21 protein-coding genes are annotated in these 19092 nt (G+C 66.1%); 7 read left to right on the top strand and 14 right to left on the bottom strand.

Annotated elements, in window-relative coordinates; genetic code table 11:
• Nucleotides 1–80: 80 nt before the first annotated feature.
• From ACHMXB_RS20225 to ACHMXB_RS20200, 6 genes are all read right to left on the bottom strand, one after another.
• On the bottom strand, nucleotides 81–1022 hold the full coding sequence (locus tag ACHMXB_RS20225; RefSeq protein WP_395401340.1) for a hypothetical protein: 942 nt from the start codon (nucleotides 1020–1022) through the stop codon (nucleotides 81–83).
• A gap of 132 nt (nucleotides 1023–1154) precedes the next feature.
• Nucleotides 1155–1448, bottom strand: a complete 294-nt coding sequence (locus ACHMXB_RS20220; RefSeq protein ID WP_076798976.1) for a DUF503 domain-containing protein — start codon at nucleotides 1446–1448, stop codon at nucleotides 1155–1157.
• Nucleotides 1449–1525: 77 nt separating this feature from the next.
• Nucleotides 1526–1843 (bottom strand): putative quinol monooxygenase, encoded by a 318-nt coding sequence (locus ACHMXB_RS20215; protein ID WP_395401338.1) that lies wholly within the window; start codon nucleotides 1841–1843, stop codon nucleotides 1526–1528.
• 5 nt (nucleotides 1844–1848) lie between these two features.
• On the bottom strand, nucleotides 1849–2508 hold the full coding sequence (locus ACHMXB_RS20210; RefSeq protein ID WP_395401336.1) for a hypothetical protein: 660 nt from the start codon (nucleotides 2506–2508) through the stop codon (nucleotides 1849–1851).
• A 13-nt stretch (nucleotides 2509–2521) separates the two neighbouring features.
• A complete protein-coding gene (locus tag ACHMXB_RS20205) occupies nucleotides 2522–3070 on the bottom strand; it encodes a DUF1990 family protein (RefSeq protein WP_395401334.1) in 549 nt (182 codons plus the stop codon).
• On the bottom strand, nucleotides 3063–3467 hold the full coding sequence (locus ACHMXB_RS20200; RefSeq protein ID WP_190604409.1) for an MmcQ/YjbR family DNA-binding protein: 405 nt from the start codon (nucleotides 3465–3467) through the stop codon (nucleotides 3063–3065). The genes ACHMXB_RS20205 and ACHMXB_RS20200 overlap by 8 nt, the downstream gene beginning before the upstream one ends.
• A 45-nt stretch (nucleotides 3468–3512) precedes the next feature.
• On the opposite strand from ACHMXB_RS20200, the gene ACHMXB_RS20195 reads away from it, so the two are divergent.
• Nucleotides 3513–4541, top strand: a complete 1029-nt coding sequence (locus tag ACHMXB_RS20195) for an isopenicillin N synthase family dioxygenase (protein WP_395401332.1) — start codon at nucleotides 3513–3515, stop codon at nucleotides 4539–4541.
• Between the two features lie 18 nt (nucleotides 4542–4559).
• Here ACHMXB_RS20195 and ACHMXB_RS20190 read toward each other — a convergent pair whose 3' ends face one another.
• Nucleotides 4560–4985: a CoA-binding protein gene (locus ACHMXB_RS20190; protein ID WP_395401330.1), complete on the bottom strand. Its 426-nt coding sequence runs from the start codon at nucleotides 4983–4985 to the stop codon at nucleotides 4560–4562.
• A 283-nt stretch (nucleotides 4986–5268) separates the two neighbouring features.
• Between ACHMXB_RS20190 and acs the strand changes: the two genes are divergently transcribed.
• Genes acs through ACHMXB_RS20170 form a run of 4 tightly spaced genes read left to right on the top strand, consistent with a single transcriptional unit; the run spans nucleotide 5269 to nucleotide 10580 of the window.
• Nucleotides 5269–7518 (top strand): acetate--CoA ligase, encoded by a 2250-nt coding sequence (acs, locus tag ACHMXB_RS20185; protein ID WP_395401328.1) that lies wholly within the window; start codon nucleotides 5269–5271, stop codon nucleotides 7516–7518.
• Between the two features lie 10 nt (nucleotides 7519–7528).
• Nucleotides 7529–8737, top strand: coding sequence for a dimethylsulfone monooxygenase SfnG (gene sfnG / locus ACHMXB_RS20180; protein WP_395401326.1), 1209 nt, complete (start codon nucleotides 7529–7531; stop codon nucleotides 8735–8737).
• A complete protein-coding gene (locus ACHMXB_RS20175) occupies nucleotides 8737–10089 on the top strand; it encodes an O-acetylhomoserine aminocarboxypropyltransferase/cysteine synthase family protein (protein WP_395401324.1) in 1353 nt (450 codons plus the stop codon). Before sfnG ends, ACHMXB_RS20175 begins: the two co-directional genes overlap by 1 nt.
• Nucleotides 10086–10580: a CoA-binding protein gene (locus tag ACHMXB_RS20170; protein ID WP_395401322.1), complete on the top strand. Its 495-nt coding sequence runs from the start codon at nucleotides 10086–10088 to the stop codon at nucleotides 10578–10580. Before ACHMXB_RS20175 ends, ACHMXB_RS20170 begins: the two co-directional genes overlap by 4 nt.
• Nucleotides 10581–10752: 172 nt before the next feature.
• On the opposite strand, the gene ACHMXB_RS20165 is transcribed toward ACHMXB_RS20170, so the two are convergent.
• The 4 genes from ACHMXB_RS20165 to ACHMXB_RS20150 form a co-directional block, all read right to left on the bottom strand.
• Nucleotides 10753–11514, bottom strand: coding sequence for a hypothetical protein (locus ACHMXB_RS20165; RefSeq protein ID WP_395401320.1), 762 nt, complete (start codon nucleotides 11512–11514; stop codon nucleotides 10753–10755).
• On the bottom strand, nucleotides 11511–12059 hold the full coding sequence (locus ACHMXB_RS20160; RefSeq protein WP_395401318.1) for an RNA polymerase sigma factor: 549 nt from the start codon (nucleotides 12057–12059) through the stop codon (nucleotides 11511–11513). The genes ACHMXB_RS20165 and ACHMXB_RS20160 overlap by 4 nt, the downstream gene beginning before the upstream one ends.
• Nucleotides 12060–12162: 103 nt before the next feature.
• Nucleotides 12163–12720 (bottom strand): hypothetical protein, encoded by a 558-nt coding sequence (locus ACHMXB_RS20155; protein ID WP_395401316.1) that lies wholly within the window; start codon nucleotides 12718–12720, stop codon nucleotides 12163–12165.
• Nucleotides 12721–12960: 240 nt separating this feature from the next.
• Nucleotides 12961–14250, bottom strand: coding sequence for an adenylosuccinate synthase (locus ACHMXB_RS20150; RefSeq protein ID WP_395401314.1), 1290 nt, complete (start codon nucleotides 14248–14250; stop codon nucleotides 12961–12963).
• Nucleotides 14251–14565: 315 nt separating this feature from the next.
• Here ACHMXB_RS20150 and ACHMXB_RS20145 point away from each other — a divergent pair, with 315 nt between their 5' ends.
• Both ACHMXB_RS20145 and ACHMXB_RS20140 read left to right on the top strand, forming a co-directional pair.
• Complete coding sequence (locus tag ACHMXB_RS20145; protein ID WP_395401312.1) at nucleotides 14566–15786, top strand: cobalamin-independent methionine synthase II family protein; 1221 nt, start codon at nucleotides 14566–14568, stop codon at nucleotides 15784–15786.
• Between the two features lie 220 nt (nucleotides 15787–16006).
• Nucleotides 16007–16639, top strand: coding sequence for a uracil-DNA glycosylase (locus tag ACHMXB_RS20140; RefSeq protein WP_395401310.1), 633 nt, complete (start codon nucleotides 16007–16009; stop codon nucleotides 16637–16639).
• A gap of 146 nt (nucleotides 16640–16785) precedes the next feature.
• On the opposite strand, the gene ACHMXB_RS20135 is transcribed toward ACHMXB_RS20140, so the two are convergent.
• From ACHMXB_RS20135 to ACHMXB_RS20125, 3 genes are all read right to left on the bottom strand, one after another.
• Nucleotides 16786–17208: a DUF3151 domain-containing protein gene (locus tag ACHMXB_RS20135; protein ID WP_395401308.1), complete on the bottom strand. Its 423-nt coding sequence runs from the start codon at nucleotides 17206–17208 to the stop codon at nucleotides 16786–16788.
• Nucleotides 17209–17210: 2 nt separating this feature from the next.
• Complete coding sequence (gene fbaA / locus ACHMXB_RS20130) at nucleotides 17211–18230, bottom strand: class II fructose-bisphosphate aldolase (RefSeq protein WP_190604383.1); 1020 nt, start codon at nucleotides 18228–18230, stop codon at nucleotides 17211–17213.
• 162 nt (nucleotides 18231–18392) lie between these two features.
• Complete coding sequence (locus tag ACHMXB_RS20125) at nucleotides 18393–19079, bottom strand: TrmH family RNA methyltransferase (RefSeq protein ID WP_395401305.1); 687 nt, start codon at nucleotides 19077–19079, stop codon at nucleotides 18393–18395.
• Nucleotides 19080–19092 lie beyond the last annotated feature (13 nt).

Here is a 19092-nt window from a genome sequence, read left to right as displayed (position 1 = left end):
GGCGGCGTGGGCCCGTGCGTCGGTTGCTCCGTAACTGCCCTTATGAACCCTCAGAAGGGCAGTTACGGAGCACTCGTTGTTTAACGGCCGGGCCGCCAGCCGGCCTGAACCAGCGCACTGCGGACTTTGGCTACCGCCGCTTTGCCGTCGTTGAGCATGTGACGTTTTGAGATGCGGACTTCCGTCCAGCCCAGTGCTGAGTACCGCTCTGAACGCGCGATGTCCCGCTCAATCTGCAGCTCGTCACCGTGGTGCTCCCCCTCATACTCAATGCCGACGCGGTACTGCTTGTAGGACAGGTCCGGCTCATGGTGCCGTCCGCCGTCGTCGGACAGGATCGGCACGTTCAGCTCCGGCTCCGGAAGCCCCGAACGCACGATCGCCAGCCGGAGCTGGGTCTCCTGCGGTGAGTCCGCGCCCACCCGGATCAGCCTGAGGGCCTCCTTCGCCTTGCGGAGCCCCCGTTTACCCTTGTGCCTATCGATCATGCGCTGGAGGTCCGCCAGGGTACACAGCGGCTGGTCCCGGCCCTCCAGTTCCGGACGCGGGACGCGGACACAACTGTCGCCCATGGCCACGAGTTCGTCCACGGTCAGCATTTCGGCCATGTCCAGCCAGGTGCGTTCCGGCGTGGTGACGGGGATGCCGTCGAGAACCGTGACTTCGTCGTCGTAGAGCTTCATCCGGTGCACGATGACGTGCGGCCGGTTCAGGTGGGCCGCTCCTTCGGGCCTAATGACGTCGTACATTTGGGATACCTCTTTCCGCCGTCGGCGCGGCAGGTTGAGGAGCTCCGCCGCGGTGAGGTGCGATGCGGCGCATCGCTCATTGACCTCGATGAAGGGCCGCACCCGGATACTCAAGGGGAGCTCCGCCGTCGGGCTTGCTGCACGGATACCCCTGCCCAACGCGATGAGCGAACGGTGCCGGAGCCGCTTCGAGGTAATGCCGGCGCGGCCGGCCTCACCAACGGTGAACGGCCGGTCCTGGAATTTGTTCGGCAATGGGCGTGCGGTTTTCATGGCTACATAAGAACAGAAAGGCTTCCGGCCGCGCAGAAGTTATCCACAGCCCCAATCGAGTGCTCCGCAGACGCCCTTATGGCGCGTCAAAAGGGCGGTTACGGAACACTCGATGGTGTTCAGACGTGGGCGTTAGTCCTCGCTGTGGATCTCCCGCTGCCGGGCGCTTAGCAGTTCCAGCTCGGGGCGGTAGGCCACAAAGCGTTCGACGGCGGTGAGCACCTCCACGAGGTGCGCCCGGTCCGCGGCAACCAGACCGGCGCCGATCCTCGTGCGCCGGTACTGGTCGTGGTCCCCCACTTCAGCCACGGAGACCTCGTAGCGCCGTTTGACCTCGGCCAGCAGCGGGCGCACCACGGACCGCTTCTCCTTAAGGCTATGCACGTCGCCGAGGAGGATGTCGAATTCGATCCAGCCGATCCACATGGCGTTAATGCTAGCGATTGTTCCGTAAGTGCCGTTTTGAGGGCTCAAAAGGGCGGTTACGGTGCAGCCGACAGGGTTTAGATGGTGAGTTCGCCCATCGCGTCCCACCCGTCGCCGTCGAGCTGGCGGCTGATGATGCGCGGGGTCTCCGCGAGGGCCTGCGGCATGTCCGCCATGGCCTTCTTGAAGTGGGCGCTGTTGACATGGTCCCCGGCGGCATCGTCCATGAACGCTTCGACCAGGACGAACTCGTTGGGGTCGTCCACGCTGCGGGACCAGTCGAACCACAGGTTGCCCGGCTCCTGGCGGGTGGCCTCGGTGAAGTCAGCCACGAGGCCGAGCCATTTATCGGACCAGTCTGGCTTGACCTTGAACTTGACGACGATGAATATCATGGGATTTATGCCTTTCCTTGGGTTTGTGCGTTCTGCACGGAAGAGCCGGAGGCCAGCGCCTGCTCGCACTCCTCGATGGCCTCGCGGGCATACTTCTGCTGGGCCGGGGTTCCGACGCGTTCGGCCCACTGCTCGGCCAGCTGGAACTCCACGAGGGCTTCGGTGAGCCGGCCTGCTCCGTGCAGGGTCCAGCCCAGGTTGTTGTGCAGCGCCACCATCCAGCGCTTGGTCCGCTCGTCGTGGACCGTCGAGGCGTACTCCAGGGCGCTGCGGGTCCAGAGCTCCGCGTGGGCGGAGTCGGCGATGGCCAGCATGTGCAGTGCGTCCACGGCCAGGAACTCCTCGCCAAGATGGTCGCCGAGCTCGGCGGCCTGCTCGAACAGGGGCACCGCCATGGCCGCGTGCCCGCTCGAGTTCAGGACCCTCCCGCGCTCCAGCAGGACGCGGACACCCACGGTCGGCTCGTCACCGTCAATTGCGTCGAGCAGGGCATCGGCCTCTTCGTAGCGGCCCTGAAGCCCGATGGCCCGCCCCAGCTGCGTGGAGAGTTCGGCCCGTTCGTCGGCGTCGTACCGGGGGTCGGCCAGCGCGTCCCGGAAACGCTGCTCGGACAGCTTCGGATCCTCAAAGTTCCACAAAAGGTCAAGGCTCTTTTGGTCCAGCATGTACCTCTCCTGATCAGCTTTCACCTGCGGCGAGTCGGCGTGCACCTTCAATGTATCGGGAAGTCATGAGGCGCTGTGCGCGGCGGGCCAGCGCGCCGCCGGCAGCATAGAACCAGTTGGACGGCCGGCTGAATGCAGTGATGCTGAGGTAGACCCTGCCCTGGGCGTCGATTTCGGCCACGAATGACTCCTCACCGCGCACCGGGTGACCCGGCAGGGAGCCGTAGCCGAAGCCGGCCGTCTGCGGTCCGCCGCCCGGCGCGGGACGGTGCACCCACACCACCTCACAGGGCGCGTTGAGGCGGAAGGGCCCGACGCCGAATCCGCTCACCACACGCGTGCCGGGAACGGCGACGTCGGACTCGGTCCGGACGCGCAGCCCGGACCGCCGCTGCAGTTCCCAGGCCAAGATCCCCTGGGCCACCCGGCGGTACACGTCCGTGCCCTCTCCGAGATAGGTGCGGGACGCCACCCGGCGGTAGCCTGCCGGCGACCCCCCGCGCTCGGTGGCGCCGATCTCCGCGTAGTTGAGGGCACCGCGTGCCAGCCGCTTTTCAGCCATTGCGCACCTGCCCGGCCCAGCCGAGCTGCTCCCGCTGTTTCCGGCTCAGTGAGGCAACCACGAGGTCGTAGGAGTCCTCCACCATGTCCCGGACCATGTCGTCCGGCAGTGCACCGTCCAGCCGGACGCCGTTCCAGTGCGTCTTGTTCATGTGCCACGCCCCGGTAATCTCCGGATGCACGGCACGGAGCTGTTCGGCCAGGGCAGGCTCGCACTTGAGGCTCACCGACCAGTCATCAGGATCCATGGCGGAGGCGGCGAACATCTTGGCCTCCTGACGCGCCCCACCGGACACCGCCGCCCTGACCTTGAATACCGACGTTTCGGGCCCGAACGGGAAGTCCTCGAAGGCGCCCGGAAACGACAGGCAGATTTTTCTCAGGGCGGCTTGATCCATGCTGCGAGCCTACAAACCCTTTCCCGGCGGTGCTAGTCTGCGACTATGGCAGCTGCCCGGGAGACCATACCTGTACTGGATCTCGGCTCCGCCCGCCGGGCGGACGGTTCGTTCAACCCGGAGTTCATTGAAGAACTCCGCGATGCGGCGCACCGCGTCGGTTTCTTCCAGGTCATCGGCTACGGCGGTGCGCCCGGCCAGGCCAAGGAGCTGCTGGCGACGATCAGGCGCTTTTTCGACCTGCCCCTCGAGGAACGGATGCAGCTGGACAACCGGCTGTCCCCGCATTTCCGCGGCTACACCAGGATGGGCACAGAGGTCACGCAGGGAAGAGCGGATGCACGCGAGCAGATTGACTACTCACCCGACCGGGAGCCCGTGCAGGACTATCCGCCCGAGCAGCCGTACTGGCTCTTGCAAGGCCACAACCTGTGGCCCGAGGAGTCCATGCCGGAGCTGAAGCAGGCGGCGATGGCCTGGGCCGAGCTCATGTCCATGGTGGGGGCGGAGCTCATGCGGGCCATTTCCGTGTCCCTCAAGCAGCCGGAGAACTATTTCGACGAGCCCTTCCGGGATACCCCCGCTTGGATGGGCAAGCTGGTCCATTATGTCGGCGGTGTGGTGGAAGCGGCCGGCGACCAGGGCGTGGGCTCCCATGCGGACTACGGATTTGTGACCCTCTTGCTCCAGGATGACGTGGGCGGCCTCGAAGTACTGCCTCCCGGCGCAAGCGAATGGGCACCGGTGGAACCCATCCCCGAAGCGCTGGTGGTGAACCTGGGCGAAATGCTCGAAGTGGCCACCGAGGGTTATTTGGCCGCCACCATCCACCGGGTCAAAGCTCCGCCGCCCGGGGTGGACCGTTACTCCGTGCCGTTCTTCTGGTCGCCCCGCCTTGACGCGGTGATCGATCCGGTGCCCCTCCCGGCGGAACTCAAGGCCCAGGCGCGCGGCATCTCAGACGACCCCACCAACCCGTTGCTCGCCTCGTTCGGCCTGAACATGCTCAAAGGCCGGATGCGTGCCCACCCGGACGTGACCGAGCGTCACTACCCCCGGCTGATGAGGCCCTGAACCGGAGCCTTACACGGGCTAGATGCCCACGCGCCACCCTTCGCGGGCAGGGCAGGAATTCACGACGACGTCCAGCCCGGCGGCCTTCGCGCGCTCCACGGCGGCATCGTCGAACACGCCGAGCTGCAGCCACACTGCCTTGGCCCCGACGGCGATGGCCTGGTCGATCACGGCCCCTACCTTCTGCGAATTGACGAAACAGTCCACGACGTCGATCGGGTGCTTTTCCGCCGGAATCTCGGAGAGGGAACGGTAGCCCTTCTCCCCGTGCACCTCGTCGCCCGGCAGGTTCACCGGGATGATCTCCATGCCCATGCGGTCGCGGACAAACAGCGAGACGTCGTACGCCGAGCGCCACTCATTCCGGGTCAGGCCGACGATGGCCCAAGTGCCCTTCGTTCGCATGAGTCGGTCGACAACCGCCGGATCGTTTTCGTGAGCCATGTATCAACTCTACTCCTGAGCTAATCAGCGGTCTTTTCCGAATATATGGATGGCAGGCAGCTGCTGCGGCCGTGATGAACGAATATTACAGCTCTGAGGGCGCCAATTTTGAGAAATCCTGCAACTCGGCTCTAGTAGGTAGTGACCATCCCGAGCGGCCGAGAGACCTGGATCGATGAAGCCGCAGCAACCCCGGTGACGTGAGACGACCATTCCCATGTCACTGTTTTTCCGTTCCGGCGGAGGACTAGGGTGCTACTGCCAGGACCGATGGAGTGCTGCAATGACCCCAGAGAATACTTCTGCCCTGCCCACCCTTGCCCGGATTCCGTCCGAGGCAACCCCACAAACCACTTCGGACGCGACGGCGAACGAAGCAGGGCTGCGTGACGCGCCCGGCTCCTCCAGCGGCTCTTCGGGATGGTCCTCGACCGAGCCTACGGACGGCGCAGTGCACGGCGTCCCCACCGACGGGCCGGCGCGTCACAGCGGCACCACCCCCATTGTCGGCCCGAACAAAGTTGTCGACGCCGGCAACGTGGCCTTCTGGGAGGAACAGGCCCTCCGGCTGGACTGGGCCGAGCGCCCTGGCGGCCAGCGCCCCGGCGGCCAGGAACCGGGCACGCAGGATCCTGGCAACCACAACCACGGCGCCCACAAGCCCTGGCACACGGCGCACAGCTGGCTGCCCGCCGACGTCGAAGCCGGCCGCGGACCCGAGATCAAGTGGTTCGACGGCGGCAGGTTGAACGTCGCATACAACTGCGTGGACCGCCACGTCGTAGCCGGCCGCGGGGACAAAGTAGCGCTGTTCTTCGAGGGCGAACCGGGCGACCGCCGCGCCATCACCTACGCCGAACTGCAGCGTGAAGTGTCCAAGGCCGCCAACGCGCTGCTGTCCCTCGGCATCACCAAGGGCGACCGCGTGGTCATCTACCTGCCCGTGATTCCGGAAACGGTCATCATCACCCTCGCCGTGGCCCGGATCGGCGCCATCCACTCCCTGGTGTTCGGCGGGTTCTCCGCCGAGGCACTGCGGTTCCGCGTCGAGGACACCGGCGCGAAGCTGCTGGTGACCACGGACGGCCAGTTCCGCCGCGGCGTTGCGGTGCCGGTCAAGGACAACGCAGACGCCGCCGTCGCCGGGGACAACGCCATTGAGCGCGTCCTGGTCATCAACCGCACCACGGCCCCCGAAAATCTCGCAACGGTTCCCATGACCGCAGGCCGCGACGTCTGGTGGCACGACGTCGTCGAACCCGCCTCCGACATCCACGAACCGGAGGCGTTCGACGCCGAGACTCCCCTCTTCATCATGTACACCTCCGGCACCACGGGTAAGCCCAAGGGCCTGGTGCATACCTCCGGCGGGTACCTGACCCAGGCATCGTGGAGCTTCGAGCACCTGTTCAGCAACCCGGATCCGGCGCTCCGGGACCAGGACGTGCACTGGTGCACCGCCGACCTCGCCTGGGTCACGGCGCACACCTACGAGATTTACGGCCCGCTCTCCAACGGCGTCACGCAGGTGATTTTCGAGGGTACGCCCAACACGCCGCATCCCGGCAGGCACTTCGAGATCATCGAACGCTACGGTGTCACGCAGTACTACACGGCGCCCACCCTGGTCCGCTCGCTCATGGGCTGGTTCCCGGACGGCGTACCGGACAGCTACGACTTCTCCTCCATCCGCCTGCTGGGCACCGTGGGCGAGGCCGTGAACCCGGAGGCGTGGCGCTGGCTCCGCAACAACCTCGGCGCAGGCACCGCACCCATGGTGGATACCTGGTGGCAGTCTGAAACCGGTGCCACCATCATGTCCCCTGCGCCCACGGACACCCAGTTCAAGCCGGGCTGCGCTGCCCGGCCGCTCCCGGGCGTCAGCACCCGCGTGGTGGACGAGGCCGGAAACCGCACCGCCCCCGGTGTGCAGGGCTTCATTGTCGTGGACCAGCCGGGCCCGGCCATCGCCCGGACAGTCTGGGGCAACCCGCGCCGCTACTTTGACTCCTACTGGAGCCAGTACGCGGAGCAGGGCTGGTTCGTTGCCGGCGACGGCGCGAAGTACGACGACGACGGCGACATCTGGATCCTGGGGCGGGTTGACGACACGCTCAACGTCTCAGGCCACCTGCTCTCCACGATCGAGATCGAGTCCGCCCTCGTCACCCACCCGGACGTGGTGGAAGCGGGCGTCTGTCCCGTCGCGGACCCCAAGACGGGACACGCCGTCGTCGCCTTTGTGGTTCTGAAGGGCGGTGTTTCTGCGGGCGCAACCGCCGATGAACTCCGCAACCACGTCGCGAAGGAGATCGGCCCGATCGCCAAGCCACGCGACGTCGTCGTTGTCCCTGACGTACCCAAGACCCGCAGCGGCAAAATCATGCGCCGCCTGCTGACCCAGCTATTCGAGGGCACCGCGCTGGGCGACACTACCTCACTCCAGAACGAGCCGGCCATTGCCGGTATCCAGGATGCGCTGCACCGCCGCGCTACCGCCGTCCCCGGAAACCCCAACTCCGGGCAGAAGTAAAGGAACGATCATGAACGACATCAGCAACGTAGCCCGTCTTTCCGAACCGCTGAAGTTCGCCTACTGGGTGCCGAACGTGTCCGGCGGCCTGGTGGTCTCCACCATCGAGCAGCGCACCAGCTGGGACTTCGACTACAACAAGAAGCTGGCCCGCATCGCCGAGGAATCCGGCTTCGAGTACGCCCTGACGCAGACCCGCTATGCCGCATCCTACGGCGCCGACAAGCAGCACGAAGCGACGTCCTTCAGCCTCGCCCTGCTCGCCGCCACCGAACGCCTCAAGGTGATCGCCGCCGTCCACCCGGGCATGTGGCACCCCGGCGTGCTGGCCAAGTACATCATCACCGCGGACCACATCTCCAACGGACGCGCTGCCGTCAACATCGTCTCCGGCTGGCTCAAGAACGAGTTCACCAACTTCGGCCTCGAATGGCTGGAGCACGACGAACGCTACGTCCGCACTGAGGAATTCATCAGGGTGCTGCGCGGACTGTGGACCGAGAAGGACTACAGCCAGGCCGGCAAGTACTACAACATCACCGACTTCACCCTGAACCCCGCCCCCGTAGAGGTTCCGGGACGAGCGCACCCGGAGATCTTTTTCGGCGGAAACTCGACGGCGGCCCAGGCCACCGCGGGCCGCGTCGCCGACTGGTACTTCTCCAACGGCAAGGACCTTGATGGCTTCAAGGAGAACATCGCCGGCGTCGTGGCTGCGTCCGGTGAGACCAAGCGGGGCACCGATGGCGCGCTGGCCGCACCCCGGTTCGGCCTCAACGGCTTCGTCATCGCCCGCGACTCCGAGAAGGAAGCGCGCGACACCCTCCGTGAAGTCGTGGAGAAGGCGCACAAGCCGGCGGTCCAGGGCTTCCGCGACGCCGTGCAGGAAGCCGGAGCGTCCACCAAGGACGGCAAGGGCATGTGGGCGGACTCCACGTTCGAGGACCTGGTTCAGTACAACGACGGCTTCAAGACCCAGCTGATCGGCACCCCGGAGCAGATCGCCGAGCGCATCGTTGAGTACAAGAAGATCGGCGTGAACCTGTTCCTGACCGGCTACCTGCACTTCCAGGAGGAAGTCGCCGCGTTCGGCCGCGACGTCCTGCCGATCGTCCGTGAACTTGAGGCCGACTTGGCCCTCAAGAACGGCACGGAGCTGGACTTGTCCGGGGTTCCGTCGGTTTCGACAGGCTCAACTACCGGGCTGGTGACTGTCTGATGGCTGACCGCAAATTCGGGTTCCGCACCCGCGCACTGCACGCCGGCGGCACTCCCGACGCCGAGCACGGCGCCCGCGCCGTTCCGATTTACCAGACCACGTCCTTTGTATTCAAGGACACCCAGGATGCCGCCAACCTTTTCGCGCTGCAGAAGTACGGCAACATCTACTCCCGCATCGGCAACCCCACGGTGGCGGCGTTCGAGGAACGGATCGCCTCGCTGGAGGGCGGCATCGGCGCTGTTGCGACGTCGTCGGGCATGGCCGCGGAGTTCATCACTTTCGCCGCCCTCACCCAGGCCGGCGACCACATCGTGGCGGCGTCCCAGCTCTATGGCGGCACGGTGACCCAGCTTGACGTGACCCTGCGCCGTTTCGGCGTGGACACCACGTTCGTCCCCGGCACCGACCCCGCCGGCTACGCGGCGGCCGTAAGGGAGAACACCAAGGCGATCTTCGTCGAGGTGGTGGCCAACCCGTCGTCGGAGGTCCAGGACCTGGCGGCCCTGGCAAAGGTGGCGCACGACGCCGGCATCCCCCTCGTCGTCGACGCCACCTTGAGCACGCCGTACCTCGTGCGGCCGATTGAGCACGGCGCGGACATCGTGATCCACTCCGCCACGAAGTTCCTCGGCGGCCACGGCACCACCCTGGGCGGCGTCATCGTGGAGAGCGGCCGGTTCAACTGGGGCAACGGCAAGTTCCCCACCATGACCGAGCCCGTGGCCTCCTACGGCAACGTTTCCTGGTGGGGCAACTTCGGCGAATACGGGTTCCTCACCAAGCTGCGCTGTGAACAGCTGCGCGACATCGGGCCCGCCCTCTCCCCGCAGTCCGCATTCCAGCTGCTGCAGGGCGTGGAAACCCTCCCCCAGCGCCTGGACGAGCACCTGAAAAACGCCCAGGCCGTGGCCGAATGGCTCGAGGCCGACGAACGCGTGGCGTACGTGAACTTCTCCGGACTCCCCTCCCACCCGCACTTCGAGCGGGCCCGGAAGTACTTGCCTCTCGGGCCGGGCTCCGTGTTCTCCTTCGGCGTGAAGGGCGGCCGGGCAGCCGGCCAGAAGTTCATTGAGTCCCTTGAACTGGCCTCGCACCTGGCCAACGTGGGCGACGCCCGCACCCTGGTGATTCACCCCGGCTCGACGACCCACCAGCAGCTCAGCGATGAGCAGCTGAAATCCGCCGGCGTTCCGGAGGACCTGGTCCGCATCTCCGTTGGCCTGGAGGACCTCGAGGACATCCTCTGGGATCTGGACCAGGCGCTTACCGAAGCGCAGAGCGCGACGGCGGAGGACGCCGTCGTCCTCGAAGAACCTGCTGATTCCTGCACGATTGGAGCACGGGCATGAGCGCCACTGAGAGAACCTGGGCCGGTCCCTCCGCGCCGGAGCGTTTGAACCTGCTGCGTGAGGCGAAGTCGATTGCCATCGTGGGTGCCTCGGACAAGCCGTCCCGGGCGAGCTATTTCGTGGCCACCTATCTGCAGTCCTCGACGCGGTACAAGGTGTACTTCGTGAACCCCGTGGTCAAGGAGATCCTCGGCCAGCCGACCTACGCCTCACTGGCGGACCTGCCGGAGAGCCCGGACATCGTGGACGTGTTCCGCAAGCACGACGACCTGCCGGGCGTCCTGGACGAGTCCGTCGCCGCTGGCGCCAAAACGCTGTGGCTGCAGCTCGGCTCGTGGCATGAGGGCGTGGCGAAGGATGCCGAGGCCGCGGGACTGAACGTGGTGATGGACCGGTGCGTGAAGATCGAGCACGCCCGCTTCCACGGCGGGCTCCACCTGGCCGGGTTCGATACGGGAGTGATCTCCTCGAAGCGCCAGGTCCTGGCATAAAAATGCCGGGCTGGAATTTGATGGGGGACAACTTCCAGCCCGGCACTCTCACTTTGGTAATCGACAGGGAACCCGAAAGGGTTACGCGGATTCCAAAACTTTTTCAAAAACTTTGTAAGGCCGGGCTCCGGCGGCCCCGCATGGGGGCGGCCCAGCTTAGGGGCGCCTCCCTCTAGGGCGTGCCGGGGACCGGCTTGGCCGGAACGGTCGGCACGCCGCCCGGCAGCGTGGGCACTGCCGGCAGCGGCTTGGCCGGAAGCTTGGGCGCCACGCCGGTTCCGGGGACCGTGGGCAGCTGGCTGGGCCGGCCCGGAGTCGGGGCCTGGCTTTTCGCTGCGTCGCGGGAGGAACCGTTTGCCGCCGAGGAGTTCGATGAACCCTTCGAGGGAGCCGGATCCGTCTGGGCGGGCGTCACGGGTTCCGACGGCGAAGCAGCCGGTCCGGTAACCGATGGCTTGGGTGCCGCAACAGTCGGCGCCGGAGCCGCCGGAATGTCGGCGGGCGACGTGGGCACCGGCGTCGGCGCGGTCGTCTCGCTGGTGGGCTGGAAGATCCGGACCACAGTGTGGCCCACGCTGTTGCGGAAGTCCTCGCTGGAGGCAGCGACAGCGCCGGCCCCAAGCCCCATGGCACCGACCACCGCGGCGCCCACCACAAAGCCCATCCGCCGTTGCCGGTTGCGGCGGTGCAGTTCAAGGCTCGCCACGTTGGCGGCGGCGCGCCGCATGGCCAATTCCTGAGCGGGTACGTCTGGAGCGAATGTCCCGTGGGCGAGCAGGGCGGCGAGATCAGCGCGCGGTTGCGGTGCTGAGTCCTGGGCGAGCCCGCGCAGTTCTTCGAGGGACCTGCGGAGATCGGCGTCGTCTTCGAGCCCGGAATCCAGGAGGATCGCCTGGATCTCTCCCTCTTCGCGGCCTGCCGGCGTGACACTCATGATGCTGCGTGGTCCTTTTCCTTGACGAGTTCGCGCAGGGCGATGAGCCCACGGCGCTGGAGCTGTTTGATGGCCCCCGGGGTCTTGTCCATGATGCCGGCCACCTGTTCCACCGAAAGGTCCGCGACGATTCGCAGGACCAGCACTTCCCGCTGGTCGTCGTTGAGCATGGCAAGTGAAGAGGTGATTCCGCCCAGCGAACCGAGCACCTCGTCCTCGGCGGAACTCGACCGGCGCTCATCCAGCAGCGGGTCAAATTCGGTAAGCTGCGGCGTTCTCGCGGACCTGCGGTGATGGTCCACGAGCCGGGCGTGCGCCACGGAGAAAATGAAGGTCCGCAGCCCGGAATGGCCGCCCCTGACATTGCTGAGCTTGGGCAGGACATCCACGAAGACGTCCTGTGTGAGGGCTTCGGCGTCGTCCACCCCGCGGGCCCGGAAATAACCCAGTACGGCAGGGGAAATGACACTGTAGACGGCGCTGAAGCCGGAAGGGTCGCCAGACAGGGCTGCTGACAATTCGTCGTCGGTCAGCTGAGCTGCCAAGGAGCGGTCCTTCCCTTTACTGCAGGTGTGCGGCGGTAGTAAGCCTAGCCGCCGCACACCTCACGCCCCTATTCGGGGAACGCCCTGTTTCGCGTGCTGTGAACTACTTGCCGGAGGGCAGATCTGCAGCAGCATCAGCCTTGACGTCAGCGTCTGCAGCGACGGACGGTGCGGCCGGCTTGGCCACGTGGTCCGCAACGTTCGGCACAGCCGGGGTGGCGGGAAGGGCCGGGGCGGCCGGAACGCCGGCGCCACCGGGAACAGCAGGGGTGGCGGGGATGGCGGCGCTCACGTTGGCGCCTGCAGCCTTGTCTCCGGCGGCGACGTTGGCGTTGGCGTTGGCGTTGGCGTTGGCGGCAGCGTTGTCCTTGTTAGCTTCCACTGCGGCGTCGGCTGCGTCAGCAGCTTCGCCGGCAGCCTTGGCCTTGGCGGCCGGGGCGGCGGGAACCGCCGGGGTTTCCGGGGTGGCCGGGACGGCGGGCACTGCCGGAACCTCGGGGGTGGCAGGAACAGCCGGAGTGGCGGGCGTAGCGGGGGTCACCTCTGCGTGCTGCGAGCTGGAAACCTGGGCAGCGTTGGCCAGTCCGATGCTGGAGAAACCTCCAACAGCGACGATGGCGGCTGCGACAGCAATCTTGGTGGTCTTGCTAACACTCTTCATCAGAAAAAAATCCTTTGGTTGATTGAAGGCCGGGCCGGAGGCCGATGGGGGACGGCCTCCTGCCCGGCGCTTACATATACGTAATCGCAGCAGGGGGCCGGCAGGTTACGCGGTCCCGGAAACTTTTTTCTGACGTGATGTTTTCTGCCCTGAACGCACGACGGCGGCGGGCCACCGTAAGGTGACCCGCCGCCGTCGGGAACTGCTTGTTTGAGCTGTTGCTGCCGGACGCTTCCGGCGTCAGTCGTTGATCAGGTCGTTGACCACGATGGTCTGGTCGCGGTCCGGTCCGACGCCGATCGCGGAGAAGCGCGTGCCGGACAGCTTCTCGAGGGCCAGCACGTAGTTGCGGGCGTTCTCGGGCAGGTCAGCCAGCGTCCGGGCGCCGGTAATGTCCTCGGTCCAGCCTTCGAAGTATTCGAAGATGGGCTTGGCGTGGTGGAATTCCGTCTGGGTCATGGGCATTTCGTCGTGCCGGACGCCGTCGACGTCGTAGGCCACGCACACCGGGATCTGTTCGATTCCGGTGAGGACGTCCAGCTTGGTGACGAAGTAGTCGGTGAAGCCGTTCACGCGGGAGGCGTGGCGGGCCAGGACGGCGTCGTACCAGCCGCAGCGGCGCGGGCGTCCGGTGTTGACGCCGAATTCGCCGCCGGTCTTCTGCAGGTACATGCCCATCTCGTCGAACAGCTCCGTGGGGAACGGGCCCGCACCGACGCGGGTGGTGTACGCCTTGATGATGCCGATGGACCGCGAGATGCGGGTGGGGCCGATGCCCGAACCCACCGAGGCGCCGCCCGCCGTCGGGTTCGAGGAGGTGACGAACGGGTAGGTGCCGTGGTCGACGTCGAGGAACGTGGCCTGGCCGCCCTCCATGAGCACCACCTTGCCCTCGTCCAGGGCGGTGTTCAGCACGAGGGTGCTGTCGATGACCAGGGGGCGTAGCCGGTCGGCGAAGGAGAGGAAGTAGTTGACCACTTCATCCACCTCGATGCTGCGGCGGTTGTATACCTTGACCAGGAGTTCGTTCTTCTGGCGCAGCGACCCTTCGACCTTCTGGCGCAGGATGGACTCGTCGAACACGTCCTGGACGCGGATCCCGAGGCGGGCAACCTTGTCCATGTACGTTGGCCCGATGCCGCGGCCGGTGGTGCCGATGGCGCGGCTGCCGAGGAAGCGTTCGGTGACCTTGTCCAGCACCTGGTGGTACGGGGCCACCAGGTGGGCGTTGGCGGAGACCCGCAGCTTGGAGGTGTCCGCGCCGCGCGCTTCGAGGCCCTCAATCTCCTGGAAAAGTGCCTCGAGGTTAACGACGCAGCCGTTGCCGATGATCGGGACGGCGTTGGGGCTGAGGATGCCGGCCGGAAGGAGCTTGAGCTCATACTTCTCACCGCCTACGACGACGGTGTGCCCGGCGTTGTTTCCGCCGTTCGGCTTCACCACGTAGTCGACGCGGCCGCCAAGCAGGTCGGTGGCCTTACCTTTTCCTTCGTCGCCCCACTGGGCTCCGACGATCACGATTGCTGGCATGGGATCCTCCCCCATTCGTTCGGGCCTAGCCCGGCTGGATCACCGAGGTGCTTCAACCGGAGGTAGGCGCCGTTCATGAGAATGCCCCGAATTCGCCGCCCGAACCCGCGGCGCTGACCGGGGAAGGGACGCAAGAGTTCCGGGGCTCTTACCACCCAAGTTTAGCGGATGAGGGGCAAAAGTATGGCTTTTGGTCTTTCGCCCGGACAGCAGATTCCGGCGACACATTCCGTCTGCGATTTGCCACCGTCTCCAACCGGAGACTTAAGTGAGAGTGAACCATCCCGGGCGGCCGATGGAAAGGAAAACCCTGCCTTGTCACTGAACACCGACCACATCCGTGTCACCCACGCCGGATCCCTGCCCCGCACCCCGGAGCTCATCGCCGCCAACGCCGCCAACGCCGCCAAGGAAGCCGACGGAATCACGCCCGAGTTCCTGGACCTGCTGGAAACCTCGGTGGTGGACATCGTCCAGCGCCAAAAGGACCTGGGCATCGACATCCCCAACGACGGAGAATACGGGCACACGATGTCCAGCAGCGTTGACTACGGCGCCTGGTGGAACTACTCATTCGCGCGGCTCGGAGGCCTTGAGCCCACCGACGTGGACCGCTGGGCGGATGCCGAGGTGCACCGTTCCACGCCGGGCAACATCGTCCTGACCTCCTTCCCGGACCGCCGGGACAGGCAGAATTTCAATGACGCCTACAACGACCCCTCCTCCGGGATCCTCGCCCACCGCAAGAGCGTGGCACAGCCCAAGATCGCCGGTCCGCTGACCTACACCGGGCAGGATCTCGTGGCGTCGGACGTCACCAACCTGAAAACCGGCCTGCAGGCAGCCGGCCTCACCGAGGGCTTCGTCGCGTCACTGTCCCCGGGCTCCTGCGCACGCGTTGCCAACGACTACTACAAGACCGAAGAGGAACTGGTCTACGCCTGCGCCGACGCCATGCGGGAGGAATACAAGGCAATCATCGACGCCGGGCTGACCGTACAGCTCGATGACCCGTCGCTGGCGGAGAGCTGGGACCAAATCAACCCGGAGCCCAGCCTCGAGGACTACCTCAACTTCATCCAGCTCCGGGTCGAGGCCACCAACTGGGCACTCCGCGACCTGCCCCAGGAGCAGATCCGGCTCCACGTCTGTTGGGGTTCCTGGCACGGCCCCCACACCACGGACATCCCGTTTGCCGACATCATCAGCTCCGTCCTGCAGGTCAATGCAGGCGGCTACTCGTTCGAGGCAGCCAACGTCCGGCACGAGCACGAATGGCGCGTGTGGGAAGACACCAAGCTTCCCGAGGGCAAGGTCATCATTCCCGGTGTTGTCTCGCACGCCACCAACGTCGTGGAGCATCCGGAACTGGTGGCTGACCGGATCGAACGCTTCGCCAGGCTCGTGGGACGCCAGAGCGTGATCGCCTCCACTGACTGCGGTCTCGGCGGCCGGGTCCACCCGCAGATCGCCGTCGCAAAGCTTGAGGCTCTGGGAGAAGGCGCACGCCTCGCCACCAAACGGCTCTGGAAGTGATTTAGCCCTCGTTTACTGCCCTGCAGGCCCCTGTCCCCCGCGTGTCGGCCACGGCGGCGCGCGGGGCGGGACCCTGCGGTTCGAACGCCTTGCTAAACTGGGAAGGACCGGTCAGGTACCGGTCCACATCTCATTTCTCACCACGCCGCACTCGGCATGCCAGCGGCGTGCCGGACTGCGGCGCGGCGGCGCGACCCACCTGCAGGAGACACAGCACCATATGACCGCTCTGGCTACCGAATCCTTCCATGACCAGCTTCTAAGGCGCCGTTACGAGCCCAACGTTGCCGCTGTCAATGAGCTCTGCGATACGTTGCAGAGCGCCAAGCCGGGCACCCAGGTGCCGTACGTCGACCCCGCGCACGACGTCGACGAATGCCGCATCATCAGCCTCTTCTCCAACATCGGCACGGCATCGCCCACCGGCTTCATCATGCCGGGCGACGACGATGCTGCCACCCGCATGCTTGGCCTCCAGTGGAAGCTGGGCCTGCGGCCGGAGTACATCATGCCGTGGAACGTCCACCCGTGGCACACGCCGGATGAGCCGAACGGCAAGTTCACTCCCGACCAGATTCAGGCCGGCCTCAAGCCGCTGCTGAAGTTCCTGGCACTGGTCCCCCGTGCCTCGGTCATCGTGGCCCACGGCACGGAGGCCAACCGCCTCGCGGGCCTGCTGCTCAAGACCGAGGTTCCGCTGCTCTGGCGCCGGGGGCTCAAGACCTACAAGGTCCGTTCGCTGAGCGGCCGCTCCTTCGCCGGGAGCCCCGAGCGGCAGAAGCAGTACCTCGACGAGATGCACGTGGCTTACGCCGACGCCATGGCCCGCACCGGCCTGGCGAAGGCGAGCTAATCCCCCCTGCTGATTGAACCTTGGGCCCACGCCCGCAGGGTTCCCTGGCCGAGCTTGCGAGGCGAGGGCGCGGATGGGGAACGACGGCGGGCGGTCACCTTCCTTGGAGAAGGTGACCGCCCGCCGTCGTATTTAACTCAGTTGTTTTACTTGCCCTCGATGGCAGCCTTGGCCGCGGGGTCCGAGTCGTTGAGGAACTTCTCGATGCGCTGGGGTTCCTCCGCCTCGTTGATGGCGGCGGAGGCGCGGCCCAGCGAGTAAAGCGCCCGCAGGAAGCCGCGGTTGGGCTCGTGCTCCCACGGGATGGGCCCCACGCCCCGCCAGCCGTTGCGGCGGAGCGAGTCCAGTCCACGGTGGTAGCCGACCCGGGCGTAGGCATAGGAGTCGATGGTGCGGCCTTCCGACCACGCCTCCTCGGCCAGCACGGCCCACAACAGCGACGACGTGGGGTGCTTTTCCACGAGGTCCAGTGCCTCAGCACCGAGCGCAAGGTGCTGGTAGACCTCGGTCTCGGCGGGCAGGAGTGTGGGCTCAGGACCCATCAGGTTCCTGCGGAACTCGTCGGACACGACTAGAAGGTCTTTCCGGCCGAGCCGAGCTGCTTGGTGGCTTCGACCACGCGGGCTGCCAGGCCAGCTTCAGCCGAGGCACCCCAGACGCGGGGGTCGTAGGTCTTCTTGTTGCCGACCTCGCCGTCAACCTTCAGGACGCCGTCGTAGTTGCGGAACATGTGGTCCGCCACCGGACGCGTGTAGGCGTACTGGGTGTCGGTGTCGATGTTCATCTTGATGGTGCCGAAGGAAACAGCGTCCGCGATTTCCTGGTCCGAGGAGCCGGAGCCGCCGTGGAAGACGAGGTCGAACGGGTTTTCCTTGCCGATCTTCGCACCGACCTGGGCCTGGATGTCCTTCAGGATCTCCGGGCGCAGCTTCACGCCGCCGGGCTTGTACACGCCGTGCACGTTGCCGAAGGTCAGCGCGGTGATGTAGCGGCCGTTCTCGCCGGCACCGAGGGCATCGATGGTGGCCAGGGCGTCTTCCACCGTGGTGTAGAGCTTCTCGTTGATCTCGTGCTCGACGCCGTCTTCCTCGCCGCCGACGGTGCCGATCTCGACCTCGAGGATCATCTTGGCAGCGGCTGTGCGCTCCAGCAGTTCACGGGCGATGCGCAGGTTTTCCTGCAGGGTCTCGGCGGAGCCGTCCCACATGTGCGAGTTGAACAGCGGGTTGCGGCCGGCCTTGACCTCGGCCTCGGACGCTGCCAGCAGCGGCAGGACAAAGCCGTCCAGCTTGTCCTTGGGGCAGTGGTCCGTGTGCAGCGCGATGTTTACGCCGTAGTTCTTGGCCACTTCGCGGGCGAAGGCGGCGAAGCCCAGCGAACCGGCAACCATGTCCTTGGTGGAGGCGCCGGACCAGTACGCGGCACCGCCGGTGGAAACCTGGATGATGCCGTCAGACTCAGCATCGGCAAAGCCGCGCAGCGCAGCGTTCAGCGTCTGCGAGGACGTGACGTTAACGGCGGGAAATGCGAAGCCGCCCGCCTTTGCGCGGTCGATCATCTCGGAGTAGATCTCTGGGGTTGCAATGGGCATGCTGACTCCTAAAGTGAATTTCGTCTGCGGGTTTTGTTGACCCTGGAGTGAACCTCGTCGGCTAGGAACCATCCTAGCCATTTCTTTCCCCGGGCCGTGGTTTGGGTCACCCAGCCCGGTAACACTTGCCACCGAGCGCCGGCGCCGCCATCTCGGCGGGAGTCAGACGTGCTGGCCGAACACGTGCCGGCGCACCCAGGCGTGCATGGCGATCGCCGCGGCCGAGCCTGCGTTGATGGACCGGGTGGAGCCGAACTGCTCGATCGAGAGGGTGGCCTCCGCAGCCTCATGCACCTCGGGCGTCAACCCCGGGCCTTCCTGCCCGAAGACCAGCACGCACTTCTGCGGCAGCTCGTACGTCTCCAGCGGCACGGAGTCGGGGAAGATGTCGATCCCGATGATGGCCAGCCCCTCCCCCTGCGCCCAGGCCACGAAGTCCTCCACTGTGGGGTGGTGGCGGACATGCTGGTAGCGGTCGGTGACCATGGCCCCGCGCCGGTTCCACCGCCGTCGTCCGATGATGTGGACCTCCTTGGCGAGGAACGCGTTGGCGGTGCGCACCACGGTGCCGATGTTAAGGTCGTGCTGCCAGTTCTCGATGGCGATGTGGAAGTCGTGCCGCTTGGAATCCAGGTCCGCGACGATCGCCTCGTGCTTCCAGTACCGGTACTTGTCCACGACGTTGCGCCGGTCGCCATCGGTCAGGAGGTCCGGATCCCAGTGGCCGCCCTCCGGCCATTCACCTTCCCAGGGGCCGACGCCGACCTCCGGCTTTGGATCCGGCGTCCCGTTCTGTTCCGGCTGGGATGGTTCTGGTTGCGGTTCGGGTGTCCCGGGCGTTTGCGTCACCCCTCAACACTAG

The organism is Arthrobacter sp. UC242_113 (genome assembly GCF_044054585.1).
GTDB lineage: Bacteria > Actinomycetota > Actinomycetes > Actinomycetales > Micrococcaceae > Arthrobacter.
Note: the sequence above shows the minus strand (reverse complement) of the source record. Positions and strands in the feature narration are given on the sequence as shown.